This window comes from Pseudomonas glycinae, assembly GCF_001594225.2.
Classification (GTDB): Bacteria; Pseudomonadota; Gammaproteobacteria; order Pseudomonadales; family Pseudomonadaceae; genus Aquipseudomonas; species Aquipseudomonas glycinae.
This window is the reverse complement of sequence record NZ_CP014205.2, coordinates 4,426,154-4,443,482: the sequence shown is the minus strand read 5'-3', so window position 1 is coordinate 4,443,482 and position 17,329 is coordinate 4,426,154. Positions and strand designations below refer to the sequence as shown.

Below are 17,329 nucleotides of genomic sequence, written 5' to 3'. Positions count from 1 at the left end.
CTTCCCGCGACAGAGCTCAAGAGACTGCCATCGCGGGCAATGATCGGTTTTAGTATTGCGACAGATCCGCCAACGGATGCCGCCCCTCCCAGACCTTGTGAAAGTGCGCCTCGACCACCGCGTCCGGCACCCGGGCGATGTCCGGCCAGTGCCAGTGCGGTTTGTGATCCTTGTCGATCAGTCGTGCCCGGACTCCTTCGCTGAATTCCGGATGCCGGCAGCAATTGAGGCTCAGGGTGTATTCCATCTGAAAGACTTCGGCCAGCGACATGTGGCGGGCGCGGATGATCTGCTCCCAGACCAGATGCGCCGTCAGTGGCGAGCCTTCACTCATGGTTTTCGCCGCACGGGCAATCAACAGGTCGCTGCTGTCCCGATGCAGGCTGATGGCTTTCCAGGCGCAGACCACGTCGCTGACATCCAGCCATTCATCGATTTGCTGCCGACGCGGCAGCCATTGCGCCTCGGGCATCTGCGCCACGGCTTCCTGCTGCAGCGCCTTGAGCAGGCTGTTGAGCTGCATGGCGGTCTGTTCCTGCCAGTTCAACTGCAACAGGCCGTCGATCAGTTCCTGCTGCTGTTCGTCGAGCAGGAAGCGGTCGGCCAGGTCCAGATCGATCGCATCGCGACCGTTCATGTGCGCGCCGGTCAAACCAAGGAACAAACCGAGCTTGCCCGGCAGCCGCGACAGAAACCAGCTGGCGCCGACATCCGGGTAAAGGCCGATGCTGATTTCCGGCATCGCCAGACGACTGCTCGGCGTGACGATCCGGATGCTCGCGCCTTGCAGCAGGCCCATGCCGCCGCCGAGCACATAACCATGGCCCCAGCAGATCAACGGTTTCGGGTAAGTATGCAGGCTGTAGTCCAGACGGTATTCAGCGTTGAAAAACTGGGCGGCCAGCGGCGGCACTTCGCCGGGAAGGGCGCGACAGGCTTCCACCAGGCTGCGCACTTCGCCGCCGGCGCAGAAGGCCTTGGCGCCGTTGCCGCGCAGCAGCACGCAGACGATTTGCGGATCCTTGGCCCAGGCGTTCAGTTTGTCGCTCAGGGCGTGGATCATCGGCAGGGACAGCGCATTGAGCGACTTTTCGGCATCCAGCGTGGCCACGCCGATGCGCGCGCCGTCGGTGCCGGTGAGTTCTTCGAAGTGCAGATTCATCGTGACCTCGATCGGGAATTTGAACGATCAGTATGATCGCTGTGTGGGAAAGTGCCGGATCTGCGTCAGATCAATTGACAAGCGTGGTCGGCTTTCCTAGGGTTCGCCCCATTGTTTTTGCCGGGTATGACCATGACTGCTGACGACCGTATCAAACTCGAACCGAGCTGGAAGGAGGCACTGCGTGCCGAATTCGACCAGCCCTACATGGCAGAGTTGCGCACTTTTCTGCAGCAGGAGCGGGCGGCCGGCAAGGAAATCTATCCGCCGGGCCCGATGATCTTCAACGCGCTGAATTCGACGCCGCTGGACAAGGTGAAAGTGGTCATCCTCGGCCAGGACCCGTACCACGGCCCGGGCCAGGCTCATGGCTTGTGCTTCTCGGTGCAACCGGGCGTGCCGGCACCACCGTCGCTGGTCAACATCTATAAAGAGTTGAAGCGCGACCTGAACATCGACATCCCCAACCACGGCTATCTGCAGAGCTGGGCCGATCAGGGCGTGCTGATGCTCAACACCACCATGACCGTCGAGCGTGCCAACGCCAACGCGCACAAGGACAAGGGCTGGCAGTTCTTCACGGACCGGATCATTGAGGTGGTCAGCCAGAAACAACCACATCTGGTATTCATGCTGTGGGGCGCCCATGCGCAGAGCAAGCAGAAGCTGATCGATGCCACCAAGCATCTGGTACTGACTTCGGTGCACCCGTCGCCGCTGTCGGCCTATCGCGGCTTCCTCGGTTGCGGGCACTTCAGCCGCACCAACAAATTCCTCGAGCAGAACGGCGAAGCGCCGATCGAGTGGCGCCTGCCGTCGGTGGTCTGATGCTCAGGGCTGGCAGCTAATCTCGTTCCCATGCTTTGCGTGGGAACGCCTCAATGGACGCTCTGCGTCCGCTTTGGGACGCGGAGCGTCCCAGGCTGCATTCCCACGCAGAGCGTGGGAACGATCAGTAACCGGATCAGGCTTCGGAATTACGGTTCCAGTATTTGAACAGCGGTTCCGCCAGAAACAACACAAACAACAACCGCATCACCTGCATCGCCGTCACCAACGGCACTGACAGTTGCAGGGTTTCCGCCGTCAGGCTCATTTCGGCGATCCCGCCGGGCATCATGCCCAGCGTCAGCGAGCGCAGGTCGAGCTGGGTCAGCGCACTCAATCCCAACGCCGCCAGTGTCGCGATCAACATGGTCAGTGCCGTGCCGATCAATGTGCGCCCCATGAACGACGGGGCGCGGCGGAAGAACTGCCGGTTGAAGTGGCAACCCAGGCCGCTACCGATCAACCACTGGCCAATCTGACTGCCGCCATTGGGCAAACCGATGTGCAGATCCCAGCCGATGCTCACCGCCGCGCTGACCAGCAGCGGGCCGAACAGCCAAGGGTTGGGTTGACGCAAACGTTGCCAGAGCCAGGCGAGCATGCCGCCCGCCGGAAAAAGAATCGCCAGCCAGCGCCAATCGACGCTGCCGGCGTGTGAAATCGGTGTGCCGTCACCCAGCAGATATTTGAACGCCGCCGGTACACACAACACCACCACCAGCACCCGCAGACTCTGCCCGGCCGCGACATGGCTGAGCAGTGCACCGTTGCGGGCGCCGAGGTTGACCATCTCGCCGGAGCCGCCGGGCATGCTGGAAAAAAACGCTGTGGCGCGATCCTCGCCGGTTCGGCGCATCAGCCACACGCCGACCACCGCCGAAAGGCTGGTGACCAGCGCGCCGAAGAAGATCAGGCCGAAGTGGCTGAGTACCTGCTCCATCACCAGCGGGGTGAAGTGCAGGCCGATACCGATGCCGACGATCCACTGGCCGCACTTGCGGCCACCAGGGATTTCGGTGAGTTGCCACGGAGTCAGGCAGCGCACCAGGATGATCGCCAGCAACGAGCCGACCATCCACGGCAGCGGCCAGCCGATCTGGCTGGCGATGAAACCGCCAAGCAGACCGACCAGCGGGGTTCCCCACCAGGTTTTGAGGGAGAGCCGATCAGACATCGGCAACGGCGCGTTGCGCGGCCGAGCGTTTGCGCCAGATGCGCAGCAGCGGCATCAGCAACATGATCGCGGTCAGCACCCAGACGCCGAAGGTGATAGGGCTCGACCAGAGAATCTCCAGCGCACCGTTGGAAATCGACAGCGCCCGGCGCAGGTTCTGCTCCATCAGGCCGCCGAGGATGAACCCCAGCAGGACTGGCGACAGCGGGAAGTCCAGTTTGCGCAGGATGTAGCCGAAGATGCCGATGCCGACCATCAGGAACAGATCGAACGTAGTCGCGTGCACGGCGTAGACGCCGATCCCGGTAATGATCGCGATCACCGGCACCAGTGCCCAGTTCGGCACGGCGAGGATGCGGGTGAAGATGCGGATCATCGGGATGTTCAGGATCACCAGCATGATGTTGGCGATGAACAGCGAAGCGATCAGGCCCCAGACGATGTCCGGCTGTTGCTGGAACAGCAGCGGGCCGGGGGTGATGTTGTACAGCGACAGGGCGCCGATCATCACCGCTGTGGTACCCGAACCCGGAACACCGAGGGTCAGCATCGGCACCAGCGCGCCGCAAGCGGAGGCGCCGATGGCGGTTTCCGGTGCAGCGAGGCCGCGGGCGTCGCCCTGGCCAAACTTGCCGCTGGCACCGGCGATGCGTTTCTCGGTCATGTAGGCCACGGCGCTGGCGAGGGTCGCACCGGCTCCCGGCAACACGCCCATGATGAAGCCGAGCAGGCCGCAACGGATGTTCACCACGAACACCGACGCCGCTTCCTTGAAGTTGAACATCATCCGCCCGGTGGCTTTCACCGCTTCCTGGCCGCGGTGGGTTTTCTCCAACAGCAGAAGAATTTCGCTGACCGAGAACAGACCCAGTACCAGCACCACGAACTGAATGCCGTCAGTCAGGTGAATGTTGTCGCCGGTGAAACGGTACACACCGCTGTTGGCGTCGATGCCGACACTGGACAGGAACAGACCGATCAACGCCGCGATAAAGGTTTTCACCGGTCGGTCACCGGCCATGCCGCCGAGACAGACAATCGCGAACACCATCAGTACGAAATATTCCGCGGGCCCGAAGGCAATCGCCCATTTCGCCAGCAGCGGAGCGAACAGCACCATGCCGCAGGTGGCGATGAAGGCGCCGATGAACGAACTCCACGCCGACAACGACAGCGCCACGCCGGCCAGGCCTTTGCGGGCCATCGGGTAACCGTCGAGGGTGGTCATCACGGTGGAGGCTTCGCCCGGAATGTTCAGCAGGATCGAGCTGATCCGGCCGCCGTATTCGCAGCCCAGATAGACCGCCGCCAGCAGGATCAGGGCCGATTCCGGCGGCAGTCCGAGGGCGAACGCGATCGGGATCAGCAGCGCCACACCATTGATCGGGCCCAGGCCCGGCAACAAGCCGACCACGGTGCCGATCAGCGTGCCGGTCAGGGCGGTGACCAGGTTGTACGGACTCAGCGCGACGCCGAAGCCCTGACCCAAATAACCGAGAGTATCCATATCAGTTCTCCAGAACGTCGAGCAGGCCGAGGGGCAGCGGTACGTCCATCACGCGGTCGAACAGCACGTACAGACCGATCGCCATCAGCGTTGTGACGATGACGCTCGGTAACCAGCGCCCGCCATACAGACGCGCCATCGGAATGCCGATCAGAATGCTGCTGAGAATGAAGCCCAGCGGCTCGAACAAGCCGGCAAACACCAGCAGCAGGGCGACGCAGATCGCGATCTTGGTCAGGGTTTCGCGATCCAGCGGCGGCTCGTCATCGCTGTGTTTGATCGGCGCCGGGCGAAACACCATGTACAGCAGCGCCAGGCTCATCAGGCCCAGCATCAACAGAGGGAATGCCCGAGGACCGACCGGTTCGTAGGAAAAAGCCGCCTGATACGGCCACGCCATCAGCGCCAGGCCGGCACAGGCCAGCAACAGCACCGAGGCAAAAATGCGTTGAATAAGCATGAGGGAACTCCTGCCATGGCCCCGCTGAAAGGGCCATGGACGCTAGACCGAGACGATCACTGAATCAGGCCGAACTCTTTGGCCAGCACCTTGTAGTCCGCCACTTGCTTCTTGACGTAGGTGTCCAGCTCGGGACCGGTCATGGCGAACGGGAAGAGTTCACGCTGATCGCGCAGCTTGGCGAAGTCTTCCGAGGCCAGCAGTTTGTCGAAGGAGTCTTTCCACCAGGCGTAGTCTTCATCGCTGACTTTTGGCCCGAGGTAGAAGCCGCGCACCACCGGCCAGACGATGTCGTAGCCTTGTTCACGCGCGGTAGGAATGTCCTTCATTTCCGGCTCATCCAGGCGTTTTTCGGCAAACACGGCCAGCAGGCGCATGTCGCCGCTCTGGATATGCGGCATGGAGTCGGAGATGTCGGTACTGCCGACCTGAATGTGGCCGCCGAGCAGGGCGGTGGCGATCTCGCCGCCCCCTTCGAGGGCGACGTAGCGCAGGTCGCGCGGGTTGATCCCGGCGGCTTTGGCGATCAGCGCAGTCTGCATCCAGTCCTGGCTGCCGACGGTACCGCCGGAGCCGATGACCACGGAGCTCGGATCTTTCTTCAGCGCCTGCACGAGATCATCGAGGGTTTTGTAGGGCGAATCGCTTTTCACCGCGATGGCGCCGTAGCTGGTGCCGACCGCGGCCAGCCAGCGTACGTTGGTTTCATCGAACCGACCGAACTTGCCCTGAGCCAGGTTGAGCAGCGAGCCGCTGGACCACGCCACCAGCGTGCCGGCATCGGCGGGACGCTGCGCTACCACCGCGTTGTACGCTACCGCACCGACGCCGCCGGGCATGTAGGTCACGCGCATCGGTTTGGTCAGCAGCTTTTCGTTGACCAGCGCGCTTTGCGCCAGTTTGCAGGTCAGGTCGAAACCGCCGCCGGGGGAGGCGGGGGCAATGCATTCCGGACGTTTCGGTTCGGCCATCAGTTGGCCGGCGAACAGCACGCAACCGGCGGCGAGGGCGAAACGGCGCAGGGATCGGTTCATGAGTGTCTCCACGGGAGTTGTTGTTTTTGGGGATGTTTCAGGTGCGGCAGTTTCGCGCGCGCAGGCTATCAGGCTCAGACCCGGACGGGTTGAACGCCGCGCAGCCGAGGATGGCGCTGACAAGCGAAAACGGGGAAATTCGAGAGGAAGAATGAAACGGGTCAACCTGAAGCTGTGTCGACAGCATGGTGCAGTACCTCGTTATTGTTCTTATTGGCGAAAACGCATCGAGGCGTTTTTCGAGAGCTACGTTTTGAAGCTACGGTGCAAGTACAGGCAAAACGGCGAAGGTCGGCAGTCGGGACCTTCGGTGAAACGACTCTAACGGCCCAACCTTTCGCTAACCTTTCAGTATTCTTTCGCGTGTTTTCGGGCTTCACAGTGGCGGTTGCGGCTGTAAACTCCGCCGCAAAGAATGGCGCCGGCCATCCCTGAATGAGGTAGAGATCCATGCGTGTCCTGCTCGTCGAAGACCATTTGCCGCTAGCTGAAAGCGTCGCCCAGGCGCTCAAGAGCACCGGTCTGACCGTGGACGTTTTGCACGACGGCGTGGCTGCCGACCTGGCCTTGGGCAGCGAGGAATACGCGGTGGCGATCCTTGATGTCGGCCTGCCGCGCATGGACGGATTTGAAGTGCTGGCGCGTCTGCGGGCCCGGGGCAAGAACCTGCCGGTGCTGATGTTGACGGCCCGCAGCGACGTCAAGGATCGGGTTCATGGGCTCAATCTCGGCGCCGATGATTACCTGGCCAAGCCGTTCGAACTCACTGAGCTCGAAGCGCGGGTCAAGGCGTTGCTGCGCCGCAGCGTGCTCGGCGGCGAACGCCAGCAGCGTTGTGGTGTGCTGGCCTATGACCTCGACACCCGGCGCTTCACCCTCGGCGATGAATTGCTGACGCTGACCTCCCGCGAACAGGCGGTGCTCGAAGCGCTGATTGCCCGTCCGGGGCGGGTGATGAGCAAGGAACAACTGGCTGCGCAGGTATTCGGTCTCGACGAAGAGGCCAGCCCCGACGCCATCGAAATCTACGTGCATCGCCTGCGCAAGAAGCTCGACGGCCATTCGGTGGCCATCGTGACCTTCCGCGGCCTGGGCTATCTGCTGGAAAGCCGCGATGCATAAGCCCAGCAGCCTGCGCTGGCGGTTGCTGTGGAACCTCGCGTTGCTGCTGGTGGTGTTGATGCTCGCCAGCGGATTGAGCGCATACTGGAACGGTCGCGAGGCCGCCGACACCGCCTATGACCGCACGCTGCTGGCCTCGGCGCGGACCATCGCCGCCGGTCTGTCGCAGCGCGATGGCAGTCTCAGTGCCGACGTGCCGTATGTGGCGCTCGATACGTTTGCTTACGACAGCGCGGGTCGTATCTATTACCAGGTCAACGACATCAACCAGAAGTTGATTTCCGGCTATGAAAATCTGCCGGGCCCGCCGCCAGGCACCCCGAGAACCGACAGCTATCCCGCCCTCGCGCGCTTTTACGACGCGAAATATCAGGGGCAGAACGTGCGTGTGGTGAGTCTGCTCAAGGCGGTCAGCGAGCCGAATATGAACGGCATGGCGGAAATCCGCGTTGCCGAAACCGATGAGGCACGCGTCAGCATGGCCCGCAGTCTGGCGGCCGACACCTTGCTGCGATTGGGCATGCTGGCGATTGGCGCGTTGTTGCTGGTGTGGTTTGCGGTGAGTGCTGCGCTACGGCCGATCGAACGTCTGCGCACGGCAGTGGAAGAGCGCCAACCTGACGACTTGCGTCCGTTGCCGCTGGTGGAAGTCCAGCATGAGTTGTCGCCGCTGGTGCGTGCGCTCAACCATTTCACCGAACGCCTGCGTGGCCAGTTCGAGCGGCAGGCGCAATTCATCGCCGATGCGGCCCATGAACTGCGCACGCCACTGGCGGCACTCAAGGCTCGACTTGAACTGGGCTTGCGCTCAAACGAGCCGCAGACCTGGCGCGACACACTGGAATCCTCGGCGCAAAGCACGGATCGCCTGACCCATCTGGCCAACCAGTTGTTGTCGCTGGCGCGGGTGGAAAACGGCGCCCGGGCGATCGCCGAGGGCGGGGCGCAGTTGCTCGATCTGAGTCAGTTGGCCCGCGAGCTGGGCATGGCCATGGCGCCACTGGCTCACGCTCGTGGCGTGGCGTTGGCGCTGGAAGCGGACGAGCCGGTGTGGCTGCGCGGCGAGCCGACATTGCTCAACGAGTTGCTGAGCAATCTGGTGGACAACGCGCTGGCGCACACGCCGCCGGGTGGCAACGTGATTCTGCGAGTCACGGCGCCGGCGGTGCTGGAGGTTGAAGACGATGGGCCGGGCATTCCGCTGGAAGAGCGGGATCGGGTGTTCGAACGTTTTTACCGGCGTAACCAGCAGGTGGCCGGTTCCGGGCTGGGGTTGGCGATTGTCGGGGAAATCTGCCGCGCGCATCTGGCGCAGATCAGCCTGCACGATGGTGAACAGGCGGGTTTGAAGGTGCGGGTGAGCTTTATCGCCAGTTGATCAGTAGAACATCGACCGCGACTCTTCCAGATCGGCGCACAGCGCCTTGTTCTCCGGGTCGATGCCGAGCTTGCGGAATGCCGGCACGCTGAACGGATCGATGCGGGCCAGCGGGTGATCGGTGTCCTTGTGGCAATACAGGCTGGCCACTTGCACGATGTCGACGTAATCGATCTGCTGCGATTCGCGCTTGAGGTCCTGATACAGCCCCGGCAATTCCACCAGACGCTCCGGAAACTCCCAGACCCGCAGTAATTTGTCGCCGAGCAACGGGTGAATGTGATCGATCACATGGTTGAGGCTGACCGGATCGGACAGCAGTTCGTAGTGGTCTTCGGCATAGGTCAGGATCGGCAGCACGCCGATCTGATGAACCAGTCCGCCGAGCGCGGCCTGGTCGGGCTTGAGCTGGGTATACCGACGGCACAGGGCGTAGCTTACTCCTGCGATTTCCAGGCTTTTGCGCCAGACTTCGCGCATCTTCTGTTCGACCACGTCGGAACGGGCGTGAAAGATCTGCTCCATCACCAGACCGATCGCCAGGTTGCTGCTGTAATTGACGCCCAGCCGGGTGATGGCGGTGTGCAGGTCGGTGACTTCCTGGGTGGCGCGCAGCAGCGGGCTGTTCACCACTTTGATCAGGCGCGCCGACAGCGCCGTGTCGCGGCCGATTACTTTGCTCAGGTCGCTGACGCTGATATCCGGATCTTCAGCGGCCTTGCGAATCTGCAGGGCCACTTCCGGTAACGTTGGCAGAACCAGGTCATCGTTATCGATGGCCTCAACCAAATCCTGTTGGACCTTATCCGCCAGCTCACTCATGTCGTTTCTCTAGGGTGTTGCAACAAATGCTGCGATCAACGCTGGATTTCGCGGTCGCGATCCAGTTCGTATGGCAGGTCGAGCAAGTGCAGCGCCGGACCTTCGGCCGAGCCCAGATGCAAGTCGCCCGCTTCGGCAGCTTCGGCCTGCAACACCGCCAGCAGTTCAATATTCTTTTCGGTACGGGCGGCCAGCACCACTTCGCCGATCGAACTGCCGTGGCTCGGGGCGAACAGCGCGGTGCCGGGCTCCGGCAACTCAGCGGCATCCAGTTTCACGCGATACAGGCGACGTTTGAGTTTGCCCAGGTACTGCATGCGCGCGACGATTTCCTGGCCGGTGTAGCAGCCTTTCTTGAAGCTCACACCGCCGACGGCCTGCAGATTGAGCATCTGCGGGATGAACAGCTCACGGGTGCTCGGCATGACCTGGCCGATACCGGCGCGGATCTGGCCCAGCAGCCATTGATTGAGTTCGGCTTCGGTCAATTGCGCGCACAGCTTGCCTTTGACGGTGTCGGCCTGATCGGCAGGCACCCAGAGTTCGGCACGATTAGGGGAGACGCGAATCGCGATCAGCCCTTCGTGGCGGGCCACGCTGTCTGTTTCTGCCGGCAGTTCCAGACCCAGGCTGCTCAGGGCCGCATCGCCATGATCCAGACCGAAGCGCACCCAGGAGGCGCTTTCGTCGGTCAGTTTCGATTTGGAGAACACGGCGTACTTCTTCAGATCGGCCAGTTGCGGTTCCAGCAGCGCGCCGGCCATCGCCAGCAGCACGCCGTCGCCTTCGAGCACGATGCGGAAACTCGACTGCATCCGGCCTTTCTGTGTGCAACGGGCACCAAGGCTGGCCTGGGTTTCGCTCAGGTAATTGATGTTGCAGGTCAGCTGGCCTTGCAGGAATTTGCCGGCATCCGCGCCGCGAACCGCGAGAACGCCTTCATGAGACAGGGTGCAGAAAAAAGCAGAATCGGCCATGGGTCATCGCAGGGTAAATAGACTGGGGCACATCATAAGGGGGTGGTGTTGAAATGGGTAGTTCATAAAGGATCGATGGCGCCCGACCAAAGCCGACTGTTCGGCCCGCTTCGGGCCTGTATACTTGCGGCCTATTTGAGGAGGGCTCCATGGTCGAACAAGTTGAACTGAATCGCCTCTTTTGGCACAGCCGTCGCGGCATGCTGGAACTCGACGTGTTGCTGGTGCCGTTCGTGAAGGAGGTCTACGCCAATCTGAACGAGGTGGATCGCGCGCTGTATGTCCGCCTGCTCGAGTGCGAGGATCAGGACATGTTCGGCTGGTTCATGGAGCGCAGCGAATCGGAAGATCCCGAGCTGCAACGCATGGTTCGCATGATTCTGGATCGTGTCCAGCCCAAGTAACACGTTCGAATGCCGCTGGCATGCCTCACGGCAGTTGCTGGCGGCGTATCTGCTGGCCCAGGCATTCGCGCTGGGTACTCTGCTTATATTGTCGATTCCGTTCTGGGCTTCTCTGCTCGGGGTATTCGCGTGTCTCGGTCATGCTGCCTGGGTGTTGCCGCGCCAGATCCTGCTGAGTCATCCCAAGGCATTTTGCCGATTGCGCCGGGATGCCGATGGCTGGCAGTTGTGGAACAAGGCCGATGGCTGGCAGGCGGTGCAATTGCGACCGGACAGCCTGGCGCTGCCATTGATTGTGGTGCTGCGCTTTCGCTTGCGCGGTGAGCGGCGGGTCAGGTCGATCTGTGTGCCCCGAGACTCGCAGGCGGCGGATCTGCACCGACGCCTGCGGGTACGCCTCAAGTTCAGCCGACGTAGGTGGGCGGTACCAGAATAGTGTCGAGCGCTTCGGGCAGCAGGTCCGGATAGTCGAGGGTGTAATGCAGGCCTCGGCTCTCCTTGCGCTCCATGGCTGAACGGATCATCAGTTCCGCTACCTGCGCCAGGTTGCGCAGCTCGATCAGGTCGCGACTGACTTTATAGTTGCTGTAGAACTCGTCGATTTCATCCAGCAGCAAACGCACCCGATGCTGTGCCCGTTGCAGGCGCTTGTTTGTGCGCACGATGCCCACGTAGTCCCACATGAAGCGCCGTAATTCGTCCCAGTTGTGGGCGATGATCACGTCTTCATCGGAGTCGGTCACCTGGCTGGCGTCCCAGGCGGGCAGGGCACGCGGGATGGCGACGTCGGGCAGTTGCTCAAGAATGTCTGCTGCCGCCGAACGGGCGTAAACGAAGCATTCGAGCAGCGAGTTGCTGGCCATGCGGTTGGCGCCGTGTAGACCGGTGAAGCTGGTTTCGCCGATGGCGTACAGACCGGGCACGTCGGTGCGGCCCTGTTGATCGACCATCACGCCTCCGCAGGTGTAATGTGCAGCCGGTACGACCGGAATCGGTTGCTTGGTGATGTCGATGCCGAATCCGAGGCAGCGCTCGTAGACGGTCGGGAAGTGCGATTTGATAAAGGCTTCGGGTTTGTGACTGATGTCCAGGTAGACGCAATCGATACCCAGGCGCTTCATTTCATGGTCGATCGCACGGGCGACGATGTCTCTAGGTGCCAGTTCTGCACGTGAGTCGAAGCGTTGCATGAAGCGTTCGCCGTTCGGCAGCTTCAAATGGGCGCCTTCGCCGCGCAGGGCTTCGGTTACCAGGAAACTCTTGGCTTGCGGGTGGTAGAGGCAGGTGGGGTGGAACTGGTTGAACTCAAGGTTCGCCACTCGGCAGCCCGAGCGCCAGGCCATGGCGATGCCATCACCACAGGCGCCGTCAGGGTTGCTTGTATATAGATAGACTTTCGCGGCGCCGCCGGACGCCAGGATCACGAAGCGTGCGCCGAAGGTATCGACTTCCCCGGTTTTGCGGTTGAGTACGTAGGCGCCGAGGCAACGTTCGCCTTCCAGCCCCAGCCTGCGTTCGGTGATCAGATCGACCGCTACCCGCTGTTCGAGCAATTCGATGTTCGGGCGTTTTTTGGCTTGGGCCAGCAGGGTCGTGAATATTGCAGCGCCAGTGGCATCGGCTGCGTGGATGATCCGTCGATGGCTGTGACCGCCTTCTCGGGTCAGGTGGAATTCGAAGCCGCTGTCTTCGGTGCCGGACTGTTCGTCGCGAGTGAACGGCACGCCCTGGTCGATCAGCCACTGGATCGCCTCTTTGCTGTGCTCCACGGTGAAACGCACCGCGTCTTCATGGCACAGGCCGCCGCCAGCATTGAGGGTGTCATCGACATGGGATTCGACGGTGTCGGTGTCGTCCAGCACGGCCGCGACGCCACCCTGTGCCCAATAGGTCGAGCCGTTGGCAAGATCGCCTTTGCTCAGGACGGCGATACGCAAGTGACCGGGCAGGGTCAGCGCAAGACTCAAACCGGCAGCACCGCTGCCAATCACCAGGACATCGTGTTGAAACTGTTGGCTCATTTCAGGATTCCGCTCAAAGCGACCCGGGTCGGGGTTGGCGCAGGACAGGCGGATGGGCGAGTCGAGACAGCCACACAGCCCACTAGTATATAGAGGGGTGGGGCGGCACAATAGCCGGGCGGATATGGCATTGTGAGACTACTGCGACGGAAAAATTCTGACGCTTTGTCGGAAGTTTTTTTCAGCGACTTTGGAAAAAAGCGACTGTATCGCAGATGAAACACGCTTTTTCCGCTCCCGGTTGCACAATGTCGACGCGGCACGTCTATAAATATTTGGAACTTTTGCCAGAGGCCCAAGATCAATAGACAGTTGCCCGAAACAAGGGACAGTGTCGGCTTCAATGCGGAACCTGCGGTTGGGTTCTTGCCGGCGAGCCGATGACAAGATTATTCGCGCAGCCGGTTCATCCCGCGCTGCGTTTTTCGTGCGTGCCAAATCAGAGCCCGCAGGAAACTTGCTTGGAGGGGGAGAACTTTTGCGAAAAGCCCGAGTCTATGTTTGCAAGTCCGGTCGTTTGGCCATGCAAGACTCCTCCGAGTTTATCGAGGAGTGTTCATGCTAACCCAGGAAGAGGATCAGCAGCTGGTCGAACGCGTTCAGCGTGGCGACAAGCGAGCTTTCGATCTGCTGGTGCTGAAGTATCAGCACAAAATTCTCGGGTTGATCGTGCGTTTTGTGCACGACACCCATGAAGCCCAGGACGTCGCACAAGAAGCCTTCATCAAGGCTTATCGAGCGCTTGGAAACTTCCGCGGCGACAGTGCGTTTTATACGTGGCTGTACCGCATCGCCATTAACACGGCGAAAAACTATCTGGTTTCACGCGGCCGCCGGCCGCCGGATAGTGATGTAAGTTCCGAAGATGCAGAGTTCTACGACGGCGATCACGGCCTGAAGGATCTCGAGTCTCCTGAACGAGCATTGCTGCGGGATGAGATCGAAGGCACCGTCCATCGAACCATTCAGCAACTGCCAGAGGATTTGCGTACGGCATTAACTTTGCGCGAATTTGATGGTCTGAGTTACGAGGACATCGCGAGCGTCATGCAATGTCCGGTTGGTACCGTGCGCTCCCGGATTTTCCGCGCCCGGGAGGCCATCGATAAAGCCCTGCAGCCGTTGCTGCAGGAGAACTAAAGACAGCGGCGACAGCCAAGAGAGGAACGCCATGAGTCGTGAAGCCCTGCAGGAATCGCTGTCCGCAGTGATGGATAACGAAGCGGACGAACTGGAATTGCGTCGAGTGCTTAACGCACTGGACGATGTTGAAACCCGTGAAACCTGGGCTCGTTACCAGATCGCTCGGGCAGCCATGCACAAGGATCTGTTGCTTCCGCGTCTGGATCTCGCTGCGGCTGTTTCTGCTGCGCTGGAAGATGAAGCCACCCCTGCGAAAGTGTCTCGCGGCCCATGGCGCAGTCTCGGTCGTCTGGCCGTAGCCGCTTCGGTGACCGTTGCCGTTCTGGCGGGTGTTCGTCTGTATAACCAGGATGAAATCGCTGGCGTTGAACTCGCCCAGCAATCCAATCAGCCTGTCCTTGCAACTCCTCAGGTCAAAGGCCCGGCGGTATTGGCAGGTTACAACGAGAGCTCCGAAGCTACTGGCCCGATGGCCAATGGCGTACTGCAAGGTCAGCCAGGCTGGCATGATCAGCGTCTGCCGGGTTACCTGCGCCAACACGCTCAACAGGCTGCCCTGAAAGGCACCGAGAGCGCGCTGCCTTACGCACGTGCAGCAAGTCTGGAAAACCGTTAAGGGGGATCATGCGCGCCATACCTCTACTTTCGCTTCTGCTTAGCGGCTGGTTCATTGTTCCAGCCCACGCCGACGAGGCTCAGGACTGGTTGACCCGCCTGGGCCAGGCCGAGCAGCAGCAAAGCTTTCACGGCACATTCGTTTACGAGCGTAACGGTAGTTTTTCTACCCACAACATCTGGCATCGCGTCCAGAATGGTCAGGTCCGCGAGCGTTTGCTTCAGCTCGACGGTTCGGCTCAGGAAGTTCTGCGCATTGATGGGCACACTCAATGCGTCAGCGGCACCCTGATTGCGGGTCTGGGGGATTCACCCAACTCTGCCGCCCGTCCGCTTGATCCTAAAAAGCTGAAGAACTGGTATGAGCTTGCCGTCATTGGCAAGTCGCGCGTGGCCGGGCGTGAAGCAGTGATTGTATCGCTGACGCCACGTGATCAGCACCGTTACGGCTTCGAACTGCATTTGGATAAGGAAACGGGTCTGCCGCTCAAGTCGCTGCTGTTGAACGACAAGGGGCAGTTACTCGAGAGATTTCAGTTTACGCGGCTGGATACCTCTGAAGTTCCCTCCGACAGGGACCTTCAAGCCAACTCCGATTGCAAGCCAGTCATTCTCGACAGCGACAAGGCTTCTGCGGTCAAGACCGCACAGGTCTGGCGCTCTGACTGGTTGCCTCCTGGCTTCGAACTGACCAGCAGTTCCTCGCACAAGGATCCGGAAACCAAGACGCAGGTCAACAGTCTGATGTATGACGACGGTCTGGCCCGATTTTCGGTGTTTCTCGAGCCGTTGAACGGTGCAACCGTCACCGATACCCGGACTCAGCTGGGCCCGACCGTTGCTGTCTCCCGCCGCCTGACAACGCCTCAAGGCGAAATGATGGTGACGGTAGTCGGCGAGATTCCAATCGGGACCGCCGAACGGATTGCCCTGTCGATGCGCAATGATGGCGCTGCAACCAGCAAACAGTGAGCTGATTCCAGCTATCTCCACTTCGTCTTCGAGACGTGAAATGTTTGCTGAGCATTTTCATTTGCAAAACACCCGAAAATTTTTTATAGGTCAGAGCCTCTCGGCTCTGGCCTTGTTTGTTGTTCCCGGAACAAAAATGCCGGCCTGTGGTTTCCGGTGTTCCTTGCTCCATATCGCTTAACCCTGCTCGTCGTAACGGGAGCTGTATGTCGATACCAAGCTTGAAGTCTTATCTCTCCATTTTCGCCACGGTGCTGGTGCTCGGTCAGGCTGTTCCTGCAGTCAATGCGGCTGAGGCGGCCAGCCCGGCCAACCTGCCGGATTTCACCCAGCTGGTCGAACAGGCCTCGCCTGCGGTGGTGAACATCAGTACCACGCAAAAGCTGCCGGATCGCAAAGTGAACCAGCAAATGCCCGACCTGGAAGGCTTGCCGCCGATGCTGCGCGAGTTCTTCGAGCGCGGCATGCCGCCGCAACAGCGTTCTCCGCGTGGTGATCGCCAGCGTGAAGCGCAGTCGCTGGGGTCGGGCTTTATCATTTCGCCGGATGGCTACATCCTGACCAATAACCATGTGATCGCCGATGCCGACGAAATCCTCGTCCGTCTGGCTGATCGCAGTGAAATGAAAGCCAAGCTGATCGGCACCGACCCACGTTCCGACGTGGCGCTGTTGAAAATCGAAGGCAAGGATCTGCCAGTGCTGAAGCTGGGCAAATCCCAGGACTTGAAAGCTGGTCAGTGGGTGGTGGCAATCGGTTCGCCATTCGGCTTTGACCACACCGTGACCCAAGGCATCGTCAGTGCCGTCGGCCGTAGCCTGCCGAACGAAAACTACGTGCCATTCATCCAGACCGACGTGCCGATCAACCCGGGTAACTCCGGTGGCCCGCTGTTCAATCTGAACGGTGAAGTGGTCGGGATCAACTCGCAGATCTACACCCGTTCCGGTGGCTTCATGGGCGTGTCGTTCGCCATTCCGATCGACGTGGCCATGGACGTTTCCAATCAACTGAAAAGCGGCGGCAAGGTCAGCCGTGGCTGGTTGGGCGTCGTCATCCAGGAAGTGAACAAGGATCTGGCCGAGTCGTTCGGTCTGGACAAACCGGCCGGTGCGCTGGTTGCGCAGATTCAGGATGACGGCCCGGCTGCCAAGGGCGGCCTGCAAGTGGGTGACGTGATCCTGAGCATGAACGGTCAACCGATCGTCATGTCTGCTGATCTGCCACATCTGGTGGGTGCATTGAAAGCTGGTGCCAAAGCCAATCTCGAAGTGATTCGTGACGGTAAGCGCAAGAATGTCGAGCTGACCGTAGGCGCCATTCCGGACGAAGACAAGGAGCTGGATGCCCTGCCTAAATCCGGTGCTGAAACCAACAGCAATCGTCTGGGTGTTTCGGTTGCCGAGCTGAGCGCCGAGCAGAAGAAAACCTACGACCTCAAAGGTGGTGTGGTGATCAAGGAAGTGCAGGATGGTCCTGCGGCCCTGATCGGTCTGCAACCGGGCGACATCATCACGCACCTGAACAATCAGGCCATTGGTTCTTCCAAGGAGTTCGCCGAGATCGCCAAGGCGCTACCGAAAAACCGTTCGGTGTCGATGCGCGTTCTGCGTCAGGGGCGTGCCAGCTTCATCACCTTCAAACTGGCTGAATGATCCAGTTGTCCAAGCAGTAAAAAAACCGCCTCGAAAGAGGCGGTTTTTTTGTATC

At 60.7% G+C, this 17,329-nt stretch carries 17 protein-coding genes; 9 read left to right on the top strand and 8 right to left on the bottom strand.

What is annotated here, in order from left to right; translation table 11 throughout:
• Positions 1 to 49: 49 nt before the first annotated feature.
• Complete coding sequence (dspII, locus tag AWU82_RS20275; RefSeq protein ID WP_064383085.1) at positions 50 to 1,162, bottom strand: enoyl-CoA hydratase/isomerase DspII; 1,113 nt, start codon at positions 1,160 to 1,162, stop codon at positions 50 to 52.
• A 132-nt stretch (positions 1,163 to 1,294) separates the two neighbouring features.
• Between dspII and ung the strand changes: the two genes are divergently transcribed.
• Positions 1,295 to 1,990 carry a uracil-DNA glycosylase gene (gene ung / locus AWU82_RS20270; protein WP_064384152.1) on the top strand — a complete coding sequence of 232 codons (696 nt, stop codon included), beginning with the start codon at positions 1,295 to 1,297 and terminating at the stop codon, positions 1,988 to 1,990.
• 136 nt (positions 1,991 to 2,126) lie between these two features.
• Here ung and AWU82_RS20265 read toward each other — a convergent pair whose 3' ends face one another.
• From AWU82_RS20265 to AWU82_RS20250, 4 genes are read right to left on the bottom strand one after another with little or no spacing between them, the layout of a single operon-like run.
• Complete coding sequence (locus AWU82_RS20265; protein ID WP_064383086.1) at positions 2,127 to 3,164, bottom strand: AbrB family protein; 1,038 nt, start codon at positions 3,162 to 3,164, stop codon at positions 2,127 to 2,129.
• Positions 3,157 to 4,671 (bottom strand): tripartite tricarboxylate transporter permease, encoded by a 1,515-nt coding sequence (locus tag AWU82_RS20260; RefSeq protein ID WP_011332894.1) that lies wholly within the window; start codon positions 4,669 to 4,671, stop codon positions 3,157 to 3,159. The genes AWU82_RS20265 and AWU82_RS20260 overlap by 8 nt, the downstream gene beginning before the upstream one ends.
• A gap of 1 nt (position 4,672) precedes the next feature.
• Positions 4,673 to 5,131 carry a tripartite tricarboxylate transporter TctB family protein gene (locus AWU82_RS20255; RefSeq protein ID WP_011332895.1) on the bottom strand — a complete coding sequence of 153 codons (459 nt, stop codon included), beginning with the start codon at positions 5,129 to 5,131 and terminating at the stop codon, positions 4,673 to 4,675.
• 56 nt (positions 5,132 to 5,187) lie between these two features.
• Complete coding sequence (locus AWU82_RS20250) at positions 5,188 to 6,165, bottom strand: Bug family tripartite tricarboxylate transporter substrate binding protein (protein WP_011332896.1); 978 nt, start codon at positions 6,163 to 6,165, stop codon at positions 5,188 to 5,190.
• Positions 6,166 to 6,615: 450 nt separating this feature from the next.
• On the opposite strand from AWU82_RS20250, the gene tctD reads away from it, so the two are divergent.
• Both tctD and tctE read left to right on the top strand, forming a co-directional pair.
• A complete protein-coding gene (gene tctD, locus AWU82_RS20245) occupies positions 6,616 to 7,287 on the top strand; it encodes a two-component system response regulator TctD (RefSeq protein WP_007957980.1) in 672 nt (223 codons plus the stop codon).
• Entirely contained in the window at positions 7,280 to 8,665 is a 1,386-nt protein-coding gene (gene tctE / locus AWU82_RS20240; RefSeq protein ID WP_064383088.1) for a two-component system sensor histidine kinase TctE, read from the top strand. The genes tctD and tctE overlap by 8 nt, the downstream gene beginning before the upstream one ends.
• On the opposite strand, the gene AWU82_RS20235 is transcribed toward tctE, so the two are convergent.
• Both AWU82_RS20235 and ygfZ read right to left on the bottom strand, forming a co-directional pair.
• Positions 8,666 to 9,487, bottom strand: a complete 822-nt coding sequence (locus AWU82_RS20235; protein ID WP_039772686.1) for an HDOD domain-containing protein — start codon at positions 9,485 to 9,487, stop codon at positions 8,666 to 8,668.
• Between the two features lie 35 nt (positions 9,488 to 9,522).
• Positions 9,523 to 10,464, bottom strand: a complete 942-nt coding sequence (gene ygfZ / locus AWU82_RS20230) for a CAF17-like 4Fe-4S cluster assembly/insertion protein YgfZ (RefSeq protein WP_011332899.1) — start codon at positions 10,462 to 10,464, stop codon at positions 9,523 to 9,525.
• Between the two features lie 149 nt (positions 10,465 to 10,613).
• On the opposite strand from ygfZ, the gene AWU82_RS20225 reads away from it, so the two are divergent.
• The gene (locus AWU82_RS20225; protein ID WP_007957989.1) at positions 10,614 to 10,868 is read left to right on the top strand and encodes an FAD assembly factor SdhE; all 255 of its coding nucleotides are present in this window, start codon (positions 10,614 to 10,616) and stop codon (positions 10,866 to 10,868) included.
• Positions 10,852 to 11,304: a protein YgfX gene (locus AWU82_RS20220; RefSeq protein ID WP_064383091.1), complete on the top strand. Its 453-nt coding sequence runs from the start codon at positions 10,852 to 10,854 to the stop codon at positions 11,302 to 11,304. The genes AWU82_RS20225 and AWU82_RS20220 overlap by 17 nt, the downstream gene beginning before the upstream one ends.
• Here AWU82_RS20220 and nadB read toward each other — a convergent pair.
• The gene (gene nadB, locus AWU82_RS20215; RefSeq protein WP_064383093.1) at positions 11,273 to 12,889 is read right to left on the bottom strand and encodes an L-aspartate oxidase; all 1,617 of its coding nucleotides are present in this window, start codon (positions 12,887 to 12,889) and stop codon (positions 11,273 to 11,275) included. The two genes, AWU82_RS20220 and nadB, sit on opposite strands and share 32 nt — an antisense overlap.
• A 558-nt stretch (positions 12,890 to 13,447) precedes the next feature.
• On the opposite strand from nadB, the gene rpoE reads away from it, so the two are divergent.
• From rpoE to AWU82_RS20195, 4 genes are all read left to right on the top strand, one after another.
• Positions 13,448 to 14,029, top strand: coding sequence for an RNA polymerase sigma factor RpoE/AlgU (rpoE, locus tag AWU82_RS20210; RefSeq protein WP_003172477.1), 582 nt, complete (start codon positions 13,448 to 13,450; stop codon positions 14,027 to 14,029).
• Between the two features lie 31 nt (positions 14,030 to 14,060).
• Entirely contained in the window at positions 14,061 to 14,648 is a 588-nt protein-coding gene (locus tag AWU82_RS20205) for a sigma-E factor negative regulatory protein (RefSeq protein ID WP_011332903.1), read from the top strand.
• 8 nt (positions 14,649 to 14,656) lie between these two features.
• Positions 14,657 to 15,619, top strand: a complete 963-nt coding sequence (locus tag AWU82_RS20200) for a MucB/RseB family sigma factor regulatory protein (RefSeq protein WP_064383095.1) — start codon at positions 14,657 to 14,659, stop codon at positions 15,617 to 15,619.
• Positions 15,620 to 15,825: 206 nt separating this feature from the next.
• Entirely contained in the window at positions 15,826 to 17,274 is a 1,449-nt protein-coding gene (locus tag AWU82_RS20195; protein ID WP_064383097.1) for a DegQ family serine endoprotease, read from the top strand.
• Positions 17,275 to 17,329: the final 55 nt, after the last annotated feature.

Coding starts and splice junctions, on each gene's coding strand:
- dspII (WP_064383085.1), bottom strand. CDS start 1,162: ATGAATCTGCACTTCGAAGAACTCACCGGCACCGACGGCGCGCGCATC.
- ung (WP_064384152.1), top strand. CDS start 1,295: ATGACTGCTGACGACCGTATCAAACTCGAACCGAGCTGGAAGGAGGCA.
- AWU82_RS20265 (WP_064383086.1), bottom strand. CDS start 3,164: ATGTCTGATCGGCTCTCCCTCAAAACCTGGTGGGGAACCCCGCTGGTC.
- AWU82_RS20260 (WP_011332894.1), bottom strand. CDS start 4,671: ATGGATACTCTCGGTTATTTGGGTCAGGGCTTCGGCGTCGCGCTGAGT.
- AWU82_RS20255 (WP_011332895.1), bottom strand. CDS start 5,131: ATGCTTATTCAACGCATTTTTGCCTCGGTGCTGTTGCTGGCCTGTGCC.
- AWU82_RS20250 (WP_011332896.1), bottom strand. CDS start 6,165: ATGAACCGATCCCTGCGCCGTTTCGCCCTCGCCGCCGGTTGCGTGCTG.
- tctD (WP_007957980.1), top strand. CDS start 6,616: ATGCGTGTCCTGCTCGTCGAAGACCATTTGCCGCTAGCTGAAAGCGTC.
- tctE (WP_064383088.1), top strand. CDS start 7,280: ATGCATAAGCCCAGCAGCCTGCGCTGGCGGTTGCTGTGGAACCTCGCG.
- AWU82_RS20235 (WP_039772686.1), bottom strand. CDS start 9,487: ATGAGTGAGCTGGCGGATAAGGTCCAACAGGATTTGGTTGAGGCCATC.
- ygfZ (WP_011332899.1), bottom strand. CDS start 10,464: ATGGCCGATTCTGCTTTTTTCTGCACCCTGTCTCATGAAGGCGTTCTC.
- AWU82_RS20225 (WP_007957989.1), top strand. CDS start 10,614: ATGGTCGAACAAGTTGAACTGAATCGCCTCTTTTGGCACAGCCGTCGC.
- nadB (WP_064383093.1), bottom strand. CDS start 12,889: ATGAGCCAACAGTTTCAACACGATGTCCTGGTGATTGGCAGCGGTGCT.
- rpoE (WP_003172477.1), top strand. CDS start 13,448: ATGCTAACCCAGGAAGAGGATCAGCAGCTGGTCGAACGCGTTCAGCGT.
- AWU82_RS20205 (WP_011332903.1), top strand. CDS start 14,061: ATGAGTCGTGAAGCCCTGCAGGAATCGCTGTCCGCAGTGATGGATAAC.
- AWU82_RS20200 (WP_064383095.1), top strand. CDS start 14,657: ATGCGCGCCATACCTCTACTTTCGCTTCTGCTTAGCGGCTGGTTCATT.
- AWU82_RS20195 (WP_064383097.1), top strand. CDS start 15,826: ATGTCGATACCAAGCTTGAAGTCTTATCTCTCCATTTTCGCCACGGTG.